The organism is Micromonospora sp. DSM 43699 (assembly GCF_055517075.1).
This window is the reverse complement of record NZ_JBTMMT010000030.1, coordinates 1-15594: the sequence shown is the minus strand read 5'-3', so window position 1 is coordinate 15594 and position 15594 is coordinate 1. Positions and strand designations below refer to the sequence as shown.

General features: G+C 73.4%; 14 protein-coding genes. 4 read left to right on the top strand and 10 right to left on the bottom strand.

The window, feature by feature from the left end:
- Nucleotides 1-81: 81 nt before the first annotated feature.
- The 6 genes from AC0AIB_RS16550 to AC0AIB_RS16525 are packed head-to-tail and all read right to left on the bottom strand — an operon-like array spanning nt 82 to nt 6714.
- Nucleotides 82-1611, bottom strand: coding sequence for an NADH-quinone oxidoreductase subunit N (locus tag AC0AIB_RS16550; protein WP_465097003.1), 1530 nt, complete (start codon nt 1609-1611; stop codon nt 82-84).
- Nucleotides 1612-1624: 13 nt separating this feature from the next.
- Nucleotides 1625-3154: a complex I subunit 4 family protein gene (locus tag AC0AIB_RS16545; RefSeq protein WP_465097002.1), complete on the bottom strand. Its 1530-nt coding sequence runs from the start codon at nt 3152-3154 to the stop codon at nt 1625-1627.
- Nucleotides 3151-5100, bottom strand: coding sequence for an NADH-quinone oxidoreductase subunit 5 family protein (locus AC0AIB_RS16540; protein WP_465097001.1), 1950 nt, complete (start codon nt 5098-5100; stop codon nt 3151-3153). The genes AC0AIB_RS16545 and AC0AIB_RS16540 overlap by 4 nt, the downstream gene beginning before the upstream one ends.
- Nucleotides 5097-5480 carry an NADH-quinone oxidoreductase subunit NuoK gene (gene nuoK, locus AC0AIB_RS16535; RefSeq protein WP_328342768.1) on the bottom strand — a complete coding sequence of 128 codons (384 nt, stop codon included), beginning with the start codon at nt 5478-5480 and terminating at the stop codon, nt 5097-5099. Before nuoK ends, AC0AIB_RS16540 begins: the two co-directional genes overlap by 4 nt.
- Nucleotides 5477-6016 carry an NADH-quinone oxidoreductase subunit J family protein gene (locus AC0AIB_RS16530; protein WP_328342766.1) on the bottom strand — a complete coding sequence of 180 codons (540 nt, stop codon included), beginning with the start codon at nt 6014-6016 and terminating at the stop codon, nt 5477-5479. The genes nuoK and AC0AIB_RS16530 overlap by 4 nt, the downstream gene beginning before the upstream one ends.
- Nucleotides 6013-6714, bottom strand: coding sequence for a NuoI/complex I 23 kDa subunit family protein (locus tag AC0AIB_RS16525; RefSeq protein ID WP_465097000.1), 702 nt, complete (start codon nt 6712-6714; stop codon nt 6013-6015). Before AC0AIB_RS16525 ends, AC0AIB_RS16530 begins: the two co-directional genes overlap by 4 nt.
- A gap of 130 nt (nt 6715-6844) precedes the next feature.
- On the opposite strand from AC0AIB_RS16525, the gene AC0AIB_RS16520 reads away from it, so the two are divergent.
- Entirely contained in the window at nt 6845-7420 is a 576-nt protein-coding gene (locus AC0AIB_RS16520; RefSeq protein ID WP_328342762.1) for a Uma2 family endonuclease, read from the top strand.
- Here the strand turns inward: AC0AIB_RS16520 and AC0AIB_RS16515 are convergent.
- A complete protein-coding gene (locus AC0AIB_RS16515) occupies nt 7401-7823 on the bottom strand; it encodes an ester cyclase (RefSeq protein ID WP_328342760.1) in 423 nt (140 codons plus the stop codon). The genes AC0AIB_RS16520 and AC0AIB_RS16515 overlap by 20 nt on opposite strands.
- Before the next feature lie 189 nt (nt 7824-8012).
- Between AC0AIB_RS16515 and AC0AIB_RS16510 the strand changes: the two genes are divergently transcribed.
- Nucleotides 8013-9050, top strand: coding sequence for a glutathione S-transferase family protein (locus AC0AIB_RS16510; RefSeq protein WP_328342758.1), 1038 nt, complete (start codon nt 8013-8015; stop codon nt 9048-9050).
- A 281-nt stretch (nt 9051-9331) separates the two neighbouring features.
- Complete coding sequence (locus AC0AIB_RS16505; RefSeq protein ID WP_328342755.1) at nt 9332-10678, top strand: S8 family peptidase; 1347 nt, start codon at nt 9332-9334, stop codon at nt 10676-10678.
- Between the two features lie 97 nt (nt 10679-10775).
- Here the strand turns inward: AC0AIB_RS16505 and nuoH are convergent, their stop codons facing one another.
- Both nuoH and AC0AIB_RS16495 read right to left on the bottom strand, forming a co-directional pair.
- On the bottom strand, nt 10776-11741 hold the full coding sequence (nuoH, locus tag AC0AIB_RS16500) for an NADH-quinone oxidoreductase subunit NuoH (protein WP_328342753.1): 966 nt from the start codon (nt 11739-11741) through the stop codon (nt 10776-10778).
- Nucleotides 11741-12568, bottom strand: a complete 828-nt coding sequence (locus tag AC0AIB_RS16495) for an NADH-quinone oxidoreductase subunit C (protein ID WP_328342751.1) — start codon at nt 12566-12568, stop codon at nt 11741-11743. The genes nuoH and AC0AIB_RS16495 overlap by 1 nt, the downstream gene beginning before the upstream one ends.
- 302 nt (nt 12569-12870) lie before the next feature.
- On the opposite strand from AC0AIB_RS16495, the gene AC0AIB_RS16490 reads away from it, so the two are divergent.
- A complete protein-coding gene (locus tag AC0AIB_RS16490) occupies nt 12871-13917 on the top strand; it encodes a glucose 1-dehydrogenase (protein WP_465096999.1) in 1047 nt (348 codons plus the stop codon).
- Nucleotides 13918-13933: 16 nt separating this feature from the next.
- On the opposite strand, the gene AC0AIB_RS16485 is transcribed toward AC0AIB_RS16490, so the two are convergent.
- Nucleotides 13934-15250 carry a DUF2252 domain-containing protein gene (locus AC0AIB_RS16485; protein ID WP_328342745.1) on the bottom strand — a complete coding sequence of 439 codons (1317 nt, stop codon included), beginning with the start codon at nt 15248-15250 and terminating at the stop codon, nt 13934-13936.
- Between the last annotated feature and the right edge of the window lie 344 nt (nt 15251-15594).

Sequence of the window (15594 nt, the reverse complement as noted above, 5' to 3'; positions counted from 1 at the left end):
TTGACTGAAGGAAGCTGTGAACCCGCTGGACGGACCGGACACCAGGGACGACCCGGGACACCAGGTCAGCGGGCCGCCGGGTCAGCGGGCCGCGAGGTCCAGCACCAGTTGGGGGGCGAAGCCGATCACCACGGCCAGCGCGGTCGCCCCGGCGAGCGCCACGGTGACCGGCCAGGCCGCCCGACCGGACGCGACACCGAGTGCGACCCCGGTGGGCTCCCCGGCCGGCACGGTCGGTGCCCCGGCGAGGGCCGGGGAGGCCGGCAGCGGGGTCGGGTCGGCGTAGAGGGTGGCGGCGAGGCGCAGGTAGTACGCCAGGCCGATCACCGCGTTCAGCGCCACCACCAGGGCCAGCCAGCCGGCCCCGCCGTCCAGCAGCGCCCGGACCACAGTCACCTTGGCGAACAGCCCGGCCAGCCCGGGAGGCAGGCCGGCCAACCCGACCAGGGCCAACGCGAACGCCGCCCCGGCCCAGGGCCGCCGCCGGGCCACTCCGCGCAGGTCCGCCACCGTGCCGCCGTCCGCACCCGCCGGGCGCAGCGCCACGAGCGCCGCGAACGCCGCCAGCTCCACCACCACGAAGAAGACCGCGTACGCCACCGCGGCGGCGTACGCCCCGGCCCGGACGTCGTCGCCCCGGCCGGCGGTCAGCGCCAGCACCCCCAGCGGGGCCAGGATGTAACCGGCCTGGGCCACCGACGACCAGGCGAGCAACCGGACGGTACGCCGCTGGCGCAGCGCCACCAGGTTGCCCACGGTCATGGTGAGCACCGCCAGCAGGGCCAGCACCGGGCCGGTCACCTCGGCCGGCAGTGCCCGTTGCACCACCGCGAGCAGGGCCACCACCCCGCCCAGCTTCGACGCGGTGGACAGGTAGGCCGCCACCGGCAGCGGCGCGCCGTCGTAGGTGGCCGGCGCCCAGGCGTGGAACGGCACCGCCGCCACCTTGAAGGCCAGCCCGAGCACCACCAGCGCCACCGCCGCCGGGATCAACGGCAGGTCGGGCGCATCGGCCAGCAACCCACCGAGCCGGTCCAGGTGCAGGCCACCGGTCGCCGCGTAGAGCAGGGCCGCGCCGAGCAGGGTGACTGTCGTCGCCACCACGCTCACCACGAAGAAGGTGACCGCCGCCTCGGCGCTGGCCAGGCTGCCCCGGCGCAGGCCGACAAGCACGTACAGCGGCAGGGTCAGGGTCTCCAGGGCGACGATCAGGGTGATCAGGTCGCCGGCCGCGGCGAGCACCACGCCACCTGTCATCGAGCAGGCCAGCAGGAAGCAGTACTCGCCGACAGGTGTCGGACCGCCGCGCAGCAGCGGACCGGAGAGCCCGAGCACGCCCAAGGTGAGCAGGGCGAACACCCCCGCGATCAGGGCCGCCCGGCCGTCGAACACCCACGAGCAGTCGGCACCGACGCAGAACGTCCGCCGGGTGCCGGCCGCGCCGACCACCACCGCGCCGACCCCGGTGGCGACGACGCCCGCGCAGGCCACGGCCACCGTCGCGCCGGCCCGGCCGATCAGCAGATCCGCCAGCAGCACGAGTACGGCGGTGCCGGCCGCCAGGTACGCCGGCAGCAACGCCACGTTGTCGACGCTCTGCACCAGACTCACCGAAGCACCCCGTTCACCGAACGATCCCCACCAGGGCGTCCACCGGGCCGGTGGCGTAACCGAGGACCAGGGTGGGCACCAGGCCGACGGCGAGGGCGAGCAGCACCAGCGGCACCCAGGCGGTCAGCTCCACCCCGGCCAGGGCGGGGGTGAACCGGCCGACCACCGGGCTCGGCCGCCCGTGGGTCACCCGGCGCAGCAACCGCAGGAAGTACGCGGCGGTGAGCGCCCCGCCGACCGCCGCCAGCACCGCCAGGGTGGTCCACAGCGGCCCGCCCCGCTCGACGGCGGCGACCACGGCGAACGCCTCACCCCAGAAACCCGCCAACCCGGGCAGGCCGAGCGACGCGACCGCCGCGAAGCCGAGCAGCCCGGCCAGCCGGGGCGCGGTCTCCCGCAGCCCGGACAGCTCGGCCAGCGCCCCGGTGTGCGCCCGGTCCTTGACCGCCCCGGCGAGGAAGAAGAGCAGCCCGGTGATCACCCCGTGCGCCACGTTGCCGATCAGCGCCGCCTGGATGCCGGTGGCGGTCAGCGTCGCCACCCCGAGCAGCACGAACCCCATGTGCCCGACGCTGGAGTAGGCGATCAGCCGCTTCAGGTCCTCCTGCGCCAGGCAGACCAGCGAGCCGACCAGGATCGCCGCGACGGCCAGCACGCCGAGCACCGGCGCAGCCCAGCGGGCACCCTCCGGGGCCACCCCGACCGCGATCCGGATCAGGCCGTACGTGCCCATCTTGAGCAGTACCCCGGCGAGGATGACGCTGCCGACGGTGGGGGCCTGGGTGTGCGCGTCGGGCAGCCAGGAGTGCAGCGGCCAGAGCGGTGCCTTCACCGCGAACGCCAGCCCGAGCAGGGTGAACGCGGCCAACTGGGTGCCCCGGGACAACCCCGCCCCACCGGTCAGCGCGACGAGGTCGGCGGTGCCGGCGGCGGCCACCACCACGAACACGCCGACCAGCAGCAGCACCGAGCCGAAGAGCGTGTAGAGGGCGAACTTGCGGGCCGCCGCACGGGCCGCCTCGCGGGCCGGCAGGTCCGCACCGGTGCCGCCCCAGCCGGCGATGATCGCGTACATCGGCAGCAGGACGACCTCGAAGAAGACGAAGAAGAGCACCAGGTCGAGGGCGAGGAAGGTGCCCAGGATGCCCACCTCGACCACCAGCAGCAGCGCCACCAGCGCCCGGCCGCTCCCCCCGCCCTCGGGCACCCGGCGCACCGTGTAGCCGCAGCAGAGCAGGGTGAGTAGCGCGGTGAGCACCACAAGCGGCCAGGAGATGCCGTCCACCCCGAGGTGGAAGCGCAGGTCGAGGCCGGGCACCCAGGGCAGGTCGACCTGGTGCCAGGGCTGCACGGCGGGGGCCGGGCCGTAGCCGAACCAGCCGTGGTCGCCGAGCACCAGCAGCACCGCCCCGACCAGGGTCAGCCCGGCGACCGCCGTGCCGAGCAGCCGGGCCGCCCGCTCCCCGGGCACGACGGCGACCAGCGCCGCCCCCACCGCCGGCAACGCCAGCACCGCGACCAGCAACACCTGTCCCAAGCTCATGAGGAGACTCCGATCAGGGCGGCGGCCAGGCCGATCAGCAGGGCACCGGCCAGCACCGCCGCCGTCGCGCGGGGCAGCGCCGCCCGGTGCAGCCCGGCCAGCCCGGCACCGAGGGCGGACGCCCCCCGGCCCACCCCCTCGACCAGGCCGTCCACCCCCACCTCGTCACCGGTACGCGCCACCCGGGCCAGCGCCGTCGTGGGGCGTACGACCAGGGTGTGCTGGAGGTCGTCGAGGCGGAAGGCGCGGGCGAACACCGGCCGCAGCGGACCCAGCGCGCGGGCCGGGTCGGCGGCCGGATCCCGCCGCCAACCGGCCCAGGCCAGCCCCGCGCCGGCCAGCAGCAGCACGAGCGGCAGCAGCAGTGCCGGACCGAGGTGGACCAGCACCTGGTCCCCGGGCGGGAGGGTGGGCACCGTCGGGAAGAAGAGGCGGTGCCAGAACCACCTGGTGAAGCCCGCCAGCCCGAGCAGCGTGGCCGGGACGGCCAACAGCAGCACCGGCCAGCGCATCAGGGCCGGCGGGTCGTGCGGGTGCAGCAGCGGCAGCCGGGGCTCGCCGAAGAACGCGCGCAGCAGCAGCCGGGTGGCGTACGCGGCGGTCAGCAGCACCCCGAGCAGCCCGGCCAGCCAGACCAGCCAACCGACCCAGGCCGGGGCGGGACCGGTGCCGTCGAGCGCGGCCGACTCGGCGGCGGCGAGCACCCCGTCCTTGCTCCAGAAGCCGGACAGCGGCGGCACCCCGGCCAGCGCACCCAGGCCGATCAGCGTGCACCAGAAGGTGACAGGCATGCTGCGGCGCAGCCCGCCCATCCGGGACAGCAGGGTGGTGCCGACGGCGTGGATCACCGCACCGGCGGCGAGGAACAGCAGCGCCTTGAACGCGGCGTGGGCGAGCAGGTGGAACAGCGCGGCGGCCGGGGCACCGACGGCGAGCGCGCCCGTCATGTAGCCGATCTGGGAGACCGTCGACCAGGCGAGCACCCGCTTCAGGTCGTCCTGGGCGGTGGCCGCGAACGCGCCGAGCAGCAGGGTGATCGAGGCGAGCACCCCGAGCACCGCCAACGCCACCGGGGCCTGGGTAAACAGCGGGTAGAGCCGGGTCACCGCGTAGACCCCGGCGGCGACCATGGTCGCGGCGTGGATCAGCGCGGAGATCGGGGTCGGGCCGGCCATCGCGTCCGGCAGCCAGGTGTGCAGCGGGAACTGGGCGCTCTTGCCGGCCACCCCGGCGAGCAGCAGCAGGCAGGCAGCGGTCAGGGTGCCTGCGGAATAGTCGTGGGCGAGCACGTCGGCGATCCGGAAGCTGCCGGCCGAGACGCCGAGCAGCGCGATGCCGAGCAGGAAACCGACGTCACCCGCCCGGGTGACCAGGAACGCCTTCATCGCGGCGGCCGGGGCCTCGGGCAGCCGGCGGTCGTGGGCGATCAGCAGGTAGGAGCAGAGGCCCATCACCTCCCAGCCCACGAGCAGCAGGATCAGGTCCCCGCTGACCACCACCAGCAGCATCGCGGCGGTGAAGAGGCTGATCTGCGCCGCATAGGGCGGGTAGCGGTGGTCCACCTCGACGTCGTCGTGCGGGCCGCGCCGCAGATAGGCCACCGAGTAGACCTGCACCGCCAGCGCCACCGCCGCCACCGCGACCGCGACCAGCGCGGCGGCACCGTCCAGCCGTACCCCGAGGGTGACCCGCAGCCCACCCAGGTCGATCCAGGTGGTGCTGGTCTCCACCGGGTCGCCGAGCCGCACCAGCAGCAGCACCGCGACCAGCAGCGCGCCGGCCGCGCCGGCCACCCCGAGGCCGATCGCCGCCCGCCGGGCCGCGTCCTCCCCGGTGGCCGCGCCTTCCCTGCTGGCCGGTCCCTTCGGCGCCGGCGGCAGCAGCAACCCGAGCAACCCGGCAACCAGTGGTACGAGGGGCAGTGCCGCCCCGAGCAGCCCGGTCACCTGTCGACCTCCGTCCGCTCGCCGCCCGAACCGACCCCGGCCCGGTCGACGGCCGACCCGACCCGGTCGACGGCCGGCTCGGTGAGCGGTACGTCGTCCACGGTGACGCTGGCCCGGAGCCGGTAGAGCTGGAGCACGATGGCCAGCCCGACCCCGATCTCGGCGGCGGCCAGCACGATCACGAAGAGCGCGAAGACCTGCCCGGAGTGCGGCAGCACGGCCTGCACCGTGGTGTCCGCGGTGACCAGGATCAGGTTGACCGCGTTGAGCATCAACTCCACAGCCATCAGCACCAGCACCGCGTTGCGCCGGCGCAGCACGCCGTAGACGCCCAGGCCGAACAGCAGCGCCGCGGTGACGTACGGGATGACCGGCCTCACCGGATTTCCCCTGTTCGCGACTGCGGGGCGGCAGCGGGGCGGCGGCCGATGTCCGGGCGGGACAGGATGATCGCGCCGACCAGGGCGGCCAGCAGCAGCACCGACAGCACCTCGAACGGCAGCACCCAGGAGCGGAACACCTGCTCGCCGATGCCCTCGGCGGTGCCCGCCGCCGGCAGCTCCACCGTCGACAGGCGGAACGCGTCGACAAGCAGCGCGGCCAGCCCCAGCCCGGCACCGCCGCCGATCAGCGCCGCCGGCCAGCCCGGCCGGTCCAGGTCGTCGGAGGCCCCGATCGGGGCGCGGGTCAGCATCACCGCGAACAGCAACAGCACCACCACCGCGCCCACATAGATCAACACCTGCACCCAGGCCACCAGCTCGGCGGTGAGCACCAGGTAGTCGCCGGCCAGCGCGCCCAGGCAGAGCACCAGGTAGAGGCCCGCCCGGACCAGGTGCTTCGTGGCGACCACCAGCACACCCGACCCGACCGCCACCGCGCCCAGGGCGAGCAGCAGCACGTCCGCACCGGTCACCGCGAGGCACCTCCGTCGCCGGCAGAACCGGGCTCGGGGGCGGGGCCGGGCTCCGGGCTCTGAGCGGGCGCGGGGCCGGGCTCGGGGGCGACGGGGGCTACGCCGGGGGCGGTGCGGGGGGCGGCGGGGGCGGGGGCGGACTCGGGGCGTACCACGGTGGGGCGGGCGGCGGAGCTGGTCGGGGCGGCGGCCTTGCGCGCGGCGGTGGTCTCCTCCTTGGCCGGCTCGCCGTGCGGGTCGTGCGCGGGCGGCGGCGGCACGGTGGCCATCCACTGGCCGAGGTGGTCCTTGTCGTGCAGCAGGTTCTTGATGTCGTACTCGGCGTACTCGAACTCCGGCGACCAGTAGAGCGCGTCGAACGGGCAGACCTCGATGCAGATGCCGCAGTACATGCAGAGCGAGAAGTCGATGTCGAACTTGTCGAGGACGTTGCGCTGGCGGGGGCGGGCCGCGCCGGCCACCGCCACCTCCTCCTTGTGCGAGTCGATGTAGATGCACCAGTCGGGGCACTCCCGGGCGCAGAGCATGCAGACCGTGCAGTTCTCGGTCAGCAGCGCGATCACGCCCCGGGAGCGGGGCGGCAGCTCGGGGGCGACGTCCGGGTACTGCTGGGTGGTCGACCGGCGGGTCATCGTCTTCAACGTGACCGCCAGCCCCTTCACCAGCCCTTCGCCGGGAATGCCGCCGCGCTCGCTCACCGTGTCGCCCTGATGCGCTCGCTCATGGGCTCATCCTGCCCTGTGGCCACGGCGCGCGCGACCACCACCCGGCGTTTGCCGGCGCTACCGTGACAGCCGGGGAGAACGACGCACCGGAAAGGACCGACCGATGACCGCCGCGTTGCGAAGCGACCAGCCACCCGAGGGCGGTTGGACGACCGACCATCTGGACGCGCTGCCCGAGGACGGCCGCCGCCGCGAACTTCTCGATGGAGTGCTGATCCTGCCCGTCTCCCCCACCCGCATCCACCAGACCATCGCCGGCCGCCTGATGGTCGCGCTCGAAGAGGAATGCCCCGACGACTACGACGTGACCCAGGCCGTGGAGGTGCGGATCAACCGGACCCGCTCCTTCATCCCCGACGTGCTGGTGACCACGTCCACCGCCGCCGCCCGCGAACCGTCCCGGTACGAGGCGCACGAGGTGGTGCTGGCCGTCGAGATCGTCTCCCCCGGCACCCGGTCCATCGACCGGGTGCTCAAGCCGACCCTGTACGCGCAGGCCGGCATCCCGTTCTACTGGCGGATCGAGGTGGAGGACGACGGCCTGGTCGTGCACACCTACAAGATCGACGCGGTGAACGAGGCCTACGTCGAGACCGGGCGGTGGACGAAGTTCGTCGACACCGGGGAGCCGTTCCCGGTGAACCTGTCGGTCGCCCGGATCACGCCCCGGCGTCGGTGAGCGGCGGCAGCATCTCCACGCCCAACTGTTGCAGCAGTTGGAACAGCTCGTTGACGCTCCACACGTCGACGATCCGGCCGGCGGCGTCGAAACGCAGGAACGTCGCCCCGGAATAGCTGACCACCTGCCCGGTCGGCGGCACCGGGCCGAACTGTCCCGCCTGGGTGCCGGCGGCCCGCCAGCGCAGCGCCACCCGCTCCCCGGTCGCCACCACGTCCACCAGCTTGTAGCGCAGGTCAGGGAAGGCTGCCCGGCGGTCCCGGTGCCAGGCCAGCACCGCCGCCGGGCCGGTGCCGCCGAGCCCCGGGCACCCCTCGGCGACCAGCTCGTACGCCGACTCCTCGCGGCCGGCGTTCCACACGTCGGCCACGAACCGCCGGGCCACCGCCTCCACGTCGATCATCCGGGCAGCGTAACCAGCCCGCCCGCCGGGCCGACGCCCGCAGGAGAGGTATCCGGGGGCCGACGCCCGGGGCGGACCCCCGCGTTCGGGGACTACGCCCGGTGCCGGGACCGGCACTCGGGGGGCCGAGGGCGCGGAGATCAGTCAGGATGGGGCAGAGACACGAACGACGCAGACTCTGGGGGCGACGTGGGCGACGAGGCAGGCACGACGACCGGTGGCAAGTACGTCGAGCCGGGCGGTGAGTTCACCCGCGACCAGCGGTACATCGCCACCCGGATCACCGCCGACGGGCGGGACGGCTATCCGGTCGAGCCGGGCCGTTACCGGCTGGTGGTCAGCCGGGCCTGCCCGTGGGCCAACCGCATGATCATCGTACGGCGGCTGCTCGGGTTGGAGGAGGCGCTGCCGATGGCGGTGGCGGGGCCGACCCACGACGCCCGGAGCTGGACCTTCGACCTGGACCCGGGCGGGCGGGACCCGGTGCTCGGCATCGAACGGCTGGCGGACGCGTTCTTCGCCCGGTTCCCCGGTTACGAGCGCGGGATCACCGTGCCGGCGATCGTCGACGTGCCGACCGGGCAGGTGGTCACCAACGACTACGCGCAGATGACCCTGGACCTGTCCACCGAGTGGACGGCGTACCACCGGGAGGGCGCCCCGCAGCTCTACCCGGAGGCGCTGCGCGCCGAGATCGACGAGGTGAACGCGGTGGTGTTCGCCGACGTCAACAACGGCGTGTACCGGTGCGGCTTCGCCGGCTCGCAGAAGGCGTACGAGAAGGCGTACCGGCGGTTGTTCGACCGGCTGGACTGGCTCAGCGACCGGCTCACCAACCAGCGTTACCTGGTCGGCGACACCATCACCGAGGCAGACGTGCGGCTGTTCACCACGCTTGTCCGCTTCGATCCGGTCTATCACGGCCACTTCAAGTGCAACAGGCAGAAGCTGAGCGAGATGCCGGTGCTGTGGGCGTACGCGCGGGATCTGTTCGCCACCCCCGGCTTCGGTGACACCATCGACTTCGACCACATCAAGCGGCACTACTACGAGGTGCACCGGGACATCAACCCGACAGGCGTGGTCCCCCTCGGCCCGGACCTCGTCAACTGGCTCTCCCCCCACGGCCGGGAAACCCTCGGCGGCCACCCCTTCGGCAAAGGCACTCCCCCCCAACCTCCCCTCCCCACCGAACAGGTCCCCCCCTCGCACACCCCGATCGGCTGACCCCGAGACCGACAGGCTGTCGATCATGGAGTTGTGGTGGCCCGCAAAGGTCTCGAACCAGCGCCAAGCGCCCACCACCACTCCATGATCGACACGGTGGTGGGCATGGGGGTGGGCACGGGGGTGGGCACTGAGAGGTGTCGCACATTCACGTGGGGTGTTCAAGAGTTAACACGATGGTCAATATAACCTGTTCAACTAGGGGGGTTCGGTGCCGCGATCTGCGGGCGGCTTCGGGCAGCACTGTCCTTTGTGGACTCCCCTGTTGAGAGGAACGAGCCTTGCGCAAGCTGGGTAGCACAGCCGCACGTCTGGGCGTACTCGCTGGTGTCCTCGCCGGTGCGCTCGCCACCACCCACGCCGCCGTCGCGGCCCCGGGCACTCCCGGCCCGGGGCGGGCCGCGCCCGCGCCGCTGCTGGCCGGTGGCCCGGAGGCCGCGCCGGACCGGTACATCGTCGTCCTCTCCGACAAGCCGGGCAGCGGCGAGCGCACCGCCCGCCTCGCCCGGACCAGCCAGTCCGCCGCCACCGCCGAGCGGGCCGGCGGCACCGTGCTGAACCGCTACACCCAGGTCCTCGACGGGTACGCCGCCGTCCTGCCACCGGCCGCCCTCGCCGCCGTCCGCAGCGACCCGAGCGTGCAGTACGTGGAGCGGGACACCCGCATCCACGGCGGGCTGACCAGCACCACCCCCAGCGGGGCCGGCCAGGCACCCGTCCGGACCGGGAAGTCGGCCCAGGCCGGCACCACGCCGCGCGGGAAGACGGCAGCCGGTGGGGTGTCGATCCAGGCGGTGCAGAGCAACCCGCCGTCCTGGGGGCTGGACCGCATCGACCAGCGCAACCTGCCGCTGAGCAACAGCTTCGGCTACACCTCGACCGGTTCCGGGGTGACCGCCTACATCGTCGACTCCGGCATCCGGGCCACCCACGTCGACTTCGGCACCCGGGCCGCCGGGGTCTACGACGCGGTAGGCGACGGCAACGGCACCAACGACTGCCACGGCCACGGTACGCACGTCGCCGGCACCATCGGCGGGACCACCTACGGGGTCGCCAAGTCGGTGACCCTCCGGGCGGTCCGGGTCCTCCAGTGCGACAACTCAGGGTGGAGCACCGACCTGATCGAGGGGGTCGACTGGCTGGCCACCAACCACGCGACCACCTCGGTGGCGAACTTCAGCCTCCAGGGCTACGGCACCTCCGCCAACACCTCGATCGAGAACCTGATCGACCACGGGGTGTACCCCGTCTTCATCGCCAACAACTTCAACACCGACGCCTGCACCAATGGCCCCCGCTCCACCCGGGGGATCACCGTCGCGGCGACCGACATCAGCGACAACCGGGCCTCGTTCTCCAGCTACGGGACCTGCGTCGACATCTTCGCCCCGGGGGTGGACATCACCTCCGCCGGCATCGCCTCGAACACGGCCGTGGCCAGCGGCTGGTCCGGCACCTCGATGGCCGCCCCGCACGTCACCGGCTGGCTGGCCCGCTACCGGCAGACCAACCCGACGGCCACCCTCGCCACGGCCAAGAGCGCGCTGATCGCCGCCGCCACCACCGGCAAGGTGGTCAACCCGGGCACCGGCTCCCCCAACCGCCTGCTCTACGCCGCGCCGTGACGCGTGCCGGCGGGGCCCCGGGTAGCCGCCCGGGACCCCGCCGGACCCGACCTCGACCCGCACCGAGCCGGGCGTCCGGTGATCCCGGACGCCCGGCTCAGTGCAACGACAGGCGTACGGCGGCGGTCAGCACCAACTGGGCCAGCGCCGCCGGCACCAGGACCAGCCAGCACAGTCGTTGGAGCTGGTCCTCCCGCAGTCGGGGGAACGAAACCCGGAGCCAGATGATCACGAACGAGACGGCGAAGACCTTCAGCAGGGTCCACAACCACCCGAGCTGGGCGTCGGCGAACGGCCCCTGCCAGCCACCGAGGAAGAGCACGGTGGTCAGCGCGGCGATCACCACGATGCCGACGTACTCGGCGAGCAGGAAGAACGCGAACCGCAGCCCGGTGTACTCGGTCATGTAACCGAAGACCAGCTCGGAGTCGGCCACCGGCATGTCGAACGGGGGCCGCCGGATCTCGGCCAGCCCGGCAACGAAGAAGACGATCATCGCGGGCGCCTGCCAGAACAGCCACCACGGCTGCCACGCCTCGACGATCCCGCCGAGGCTCAGCGTCCCGGCCGCCATCGCCACCGAGGCGGCGGCCAGCACCAGCGGCAGCTCGTAACCGAGCAGTTGGGCCGCCCCGCGCAACCCGCCGAGCAGGCTGTACTTGTTGGCCGAGGCCCACGCCGACATCAGCACCGCCACCACGCCGACCCCGACCACCGCCAGGACGAAGAACAGCCCGATGTCCAGCGGCTGCCCGACCAGGTCGTCCGGGCCGAGCGGGATCACCAGCAGCACCAGCAGATAGGGCACCAGGGCCACCACCGGGGCCAGCCGGAACACCGCCCGGTCCGCCTCGCGCGGGGTGATGTCCTCCTTCTGGACGAACTTGATCCCGTCGGCGACGAGCTGCGCCCAGCCGTGGAAACCACCGGCGTACATCGGACCGAGCCGGCCCTGCATGTGCGCCATCACCTTGTGCTCGGCCTGGCCGACGATCAGCGGCAGGGTGAGGAAGGCGACGAGCACCCCGCCGATCCGGATCACCAGCTCCAACCAGGTCGGCATCAGGCCGTACCCCCCTCGTCGCCGCCCTGGCCGCCGCGCGCCGGGCCGCCGGTCGGGCCGCCGGGGGTCGGGCCGCCGGTCGCCGCGGGTCCGTCGGAAGCCGGGCGATCGGTGGCTGCCGGGCCGTCGCCGGCAGCGCCGGGGCGGGGGGTACGCGGCGGACGGGCCCCCGGGGCGGATCGGGCCGGACGCTCCCGGGGCGGGCGGGCCGGGGCCGTCCCGGCAGCCACCGTCACCGGACCGGCCGGGGCCGGCACCACGCCCCACTCCCCCGGGGCGGGCACCCCGGGCGGGCGGACCGCCCGGCGACCGCCACCGGCCTCGGACTCGCCCGGCTCCTTCGCCCCCGGCCACGGTTTCGCCACCCGGGAGGCGAGCACGAACTCCTTGCGCAACGGGTGCCCCTCGAACTCCGGCGGAAGCAGCAGCGGGGTCAGCCCCCGGTGGCCGGCGAAGTCGACGCCGAACATCTCGTGGGTCTCCCGCTCGTGCCACGCCGCCCCGGGGAAGACGTCGACCACCGACGCCACAGTCGGTGTCTCCCTCGGCACCCGGGTCCGCAGCAGCACCCCGTGCCGGTGCCGGGTCGACCACAGGTGGACCACGATGTCGAAGCCGCCGGCCAACTCGTCGACGGCGGAGAGCCAGTCGAAGAAGTCGCAGCCCAGCTCGGCGTCGTCGCGTACCGCGCGGAGCGTGTCCGCCCAGGCCGTCGGGGGTACGTCGACGGTGGCCCGGGCATGGGCCTGCCCGCCGGACACCGACGCGGTCGCCTCGACCGGCGTGAGCAGCGCGACCACCCGCCGACCGACCTCTTCCGGAGTCATGCGGTCGATCCTATGGCCGTGGGCCCGGCCCCGGGTGCGCCCGTCCGGTCGTCCGCGCCCGACGGACATCTGCGTGGGCCGAGCGGGCGGGCTTCTGTGCTTCTGCCCGGCGGGCCGGCGCCCGGCGTCTGCCGCTTGCCAGGCGGGGCCTGGGCGGGCATCTGCGTGGGCCGAGCCGGGCTTTCCGTGCCTCTGCCCGGCGGGCCGGGGTGGGGCATCTGTGGCGCCTGCCGGGGCAGGGCAGGGCCGGGCATCTGTGGCGTTGCCGAGCGGGCCGGGGCCGGGCGGGGAAAGATGGGGCCGTGCGCGCTGTGACGGTGACTCCCGGGGTCCGCGACTCGCTGCGACTGGTGCAGGACTGGCCCGAGCCGGCGGCCGAGGAGGGCGCCATCCTGGTCGAGGCGCTCGCCGTCGGCATCTGCGGCACCGACCAGGAGATCATCGCCGGGGACTACGGCGAGGCCCCGCCCGGCCAGCGGGAACTGGTGCTCGGTCACGAGTCGCTCGGCCGGGTGCTGGAGGATCCGTCCGGCACCCTGCAGGCCGGTGACCTGGTGGCCGGCGTCGTCCGGCACCCCGACCCGGTGCCCTGCCCGAACTGCGCGGTCGACGAGTGGGACATGTGCCGCAACGGCCGGTACACCGAGCATGGGATCAAGGGGCTGTCCGGCTTCGCCCGGGACCGGTGGCGGGTGCAACCCAAGTTCGCCGTCGGGCTGGACCCGGTCCTCGCCCCGGTCGGCATGCTGCTGGAGCCGGCGAGCGTGGTGGCGAAGGCGTGGGACCACATCGCGCAGATCGGCACCCGGGCCGAGTGGAAGCCGCAGACCGTGCTGGTCACCGGAGCCGGGCCGATCGGGCTGCTGGCCGCCCTGCTGGCCGTCCAACGGGGGTTGTCGGTGCACGTGCTGGACCGCAGCACCACCGGCCCGAAACCGGACCTGGTCCGGGCGCTCGGCGCGACGTACCACACGGTGTCGGTGAACGAGCTGGACTTCGAGCCGGACGTGGTGGTCGAGTGCACCGGAGCACCGACGGTGGTGCTGGACGCCATGTGCAAGGTCGGCCCGGCCGGGATCGTCTGCCTGACCGGGGTGTCCAGTGGGGGCCGGACCATCGACTTCGACGCCGGGGCGCTCAACCGGGCGCTGGTGCTGGAGAACAACGTGGTGTTCGGCTCGGTCAACGCCAACCGGCGGCACTGGGAACTGGCCGCCCGGGCGCTCGCCCAGGCCGACCAGTCCTGGCTGAACTCGCTGATCACCCGTCGGGTGCCGGTGTCGGCGTACGCGCAGGCGTACGCGCACGCCGACGAGGACATCAAGGTGGTGCTGGAGTTCGGCCAGTGATCCCCGGTGGTGCGGCTCAGATGCCGGGGAGCCGGCCGTTACGGAACAGGTCGACGAAGAGCTGGTGGTCGGTGCGGGCCCGGACCCCGTACGCGTGGGCGAACTCGACCAGGTGCCCGACGAAGCCCTCGGTGTCCTCGCCGATCGCCGCGACGATCGCCTCCTCGGTGGAGTAGTCCACCAGGTCGTGACTGGACTCGTCGTCGGCGACCGAGTGCATCCGGGCCACCGCCCGGCCCAGGTCGGCGAGCACCCCGGCCAGTTCCTCGGGCTCGTTGACGTCCGACCAGTCCAGGTCGGCGGCGTACGGGGAGACCTCGGCGACGAGCTGACCGGCCCCGGCCAGCTCGGTGAAGCCCAGCCACGGGTCGGCGTGCGCCTGCAACGCCCGTTGCGACTCGGCCGTCCGGTGGCCCTGGTGCCGGAAGTAGCCCCGGACCCGTTCGTCGTCGACATGCCTGGCCACCGCTGGCACCTGCGCCTGCTTCATGTAGATGACCACGTCGTTCTCCAACGCCTCGGTGTGCCCCTCCAGCAGCAGGTTGTACGACGGCAGCCCGGCCGAACCGATGCCCACCCCCTTGCGCAGCACCACGTCCTTGATCTGGGTGGCGACCGGACGCAACCGGGCCGTCGCCTCGGGCAACGTGCCCAGGTACCCGGTGAACGCGGCGCAGACCTGCTCCCGGGTCTCCCCGTCGATCTCGTAGACCCCGTCGCCGAGGGCGAACCGCCGCTCGTAGTTGTCGACGGTGGTCTGCGCGGCCAGCAGGTCGACCCGGGTGCTCAGCCGGGCCTGCTGGAGCACCCGGCGCAGCACCCCGTCGGCGTTGTCCAGGGTGATCGACCCGATCGCGTCGTCCCCACCGGCGGCGATGGCCCGCAGCTCGGTCAGGTACGACCGGGCGAAGCCGGTGACCAGCTCACCGATCGCCCGGTCGGACAGCGCCTTGGCGTAGCCGAGCAACGCCACGCTCGCCGCAAGCCGCTTGAGGTCCCAGGAGAACGGCCCGACGTACGCCTCGTCGAAGTCGTTGACGTTGAACACCAGGTGCCCGGAGCCGTTCATGTAGGTGCCGAAGTTCTCGGCGTGCAGGTCGCCGTGGATCCACACCCGGCTGGTCCGCTCGTCGAGGAACGCGTCGTCGGCGAAGTCGCCGCGCTGGTCGGCGTAGAACAGCGCGGCGCTGCCCCGGTAGAAGGAGAACGGCGACGCCGCCATCTTGCGGAACTTGCGACGGAACGCCGCCGGATCGAGCGCCATCGACGCGCCGAACTCCTCGCTCAACACGTCGACGATGAAGGCGGACCGCTTGTCCGCAGAGTCGTTCATGCCCGCACGCTAACCCCCACCCACCACCCCACCCTCCCCATCCCCGGCGCCCCGCCCTGTCCCCCGCGCCAAGCCCTGTCCCCGGCGCCCCGCCCTGTCCCCCGCGCCCAGCCCTGTCCCCCGCGCCCAGCCCTGTCCCCGGCGCCCCGCCCTGTCCCCGGCGATCAAGAGGTTTACGTCAACCTTCCGCCGAAAGCTGACCCAAACTTCTTGATCACCGCGCCGAGCGACAACCGGATCACTCGGCCAGCCCCACCGGCGCTGCCCCGCCCGCGCTGGCTGGGCTGGGGCTGGCTGGGCTGGTGATAAAGAGGTTTGGGTGACGATTCGGGGTGGCGGTGACG

Excerpts from the sequence above, each read along its gene's own strand:
- AC0AIB_RS16545 (WP_465097002.1), bottom strand. The coding sequence starts at position 3,154 with ATGAGCTTGGGACAGGTGTTGCTGGTCGCGGTGCTGGCGTTGCCGGCG.
- AC0AIB_RS16520 (WP_328342762.1), top strand. The coding sequence starts at position 6,845 with ATGACCGCCGCGTTGCGAAGCGACCAGCCACCCGAGGGCGGTTGGACG.
- AC0AIB_RS16515 (WP_328342760.1), bottom strand. The coding sequence starts at position 7,823 with ATGATCGACGTGGAGGCGGTGGCCCGGCGGTTCGTGGCCGACGTGTGG.
- nuoH (WP_328342753.1), bottom strand. The coding sequence starts at position 11,741 with ATGCCGACCTGGTTGGAGCTGGTGATCCGGATCGGCGGGGTGCTCGTC.
- AC0AIB_RS16495 (WP_328342751.1), bottom strand. The coding sequence starts at position 12,568 with ATGACTCCGGAAGAGGTCGGTCGGCGGGTGGTCGCGCTGCTCACGCCG.
- AC0AIB_RS16485 (WP_328342745.1), bottom strand. The coding sequence starts at position 15,250 with ATGAACGACTCTGCGGACAAGCGGTCCGCCTTCATCGTCGACGTGTTG.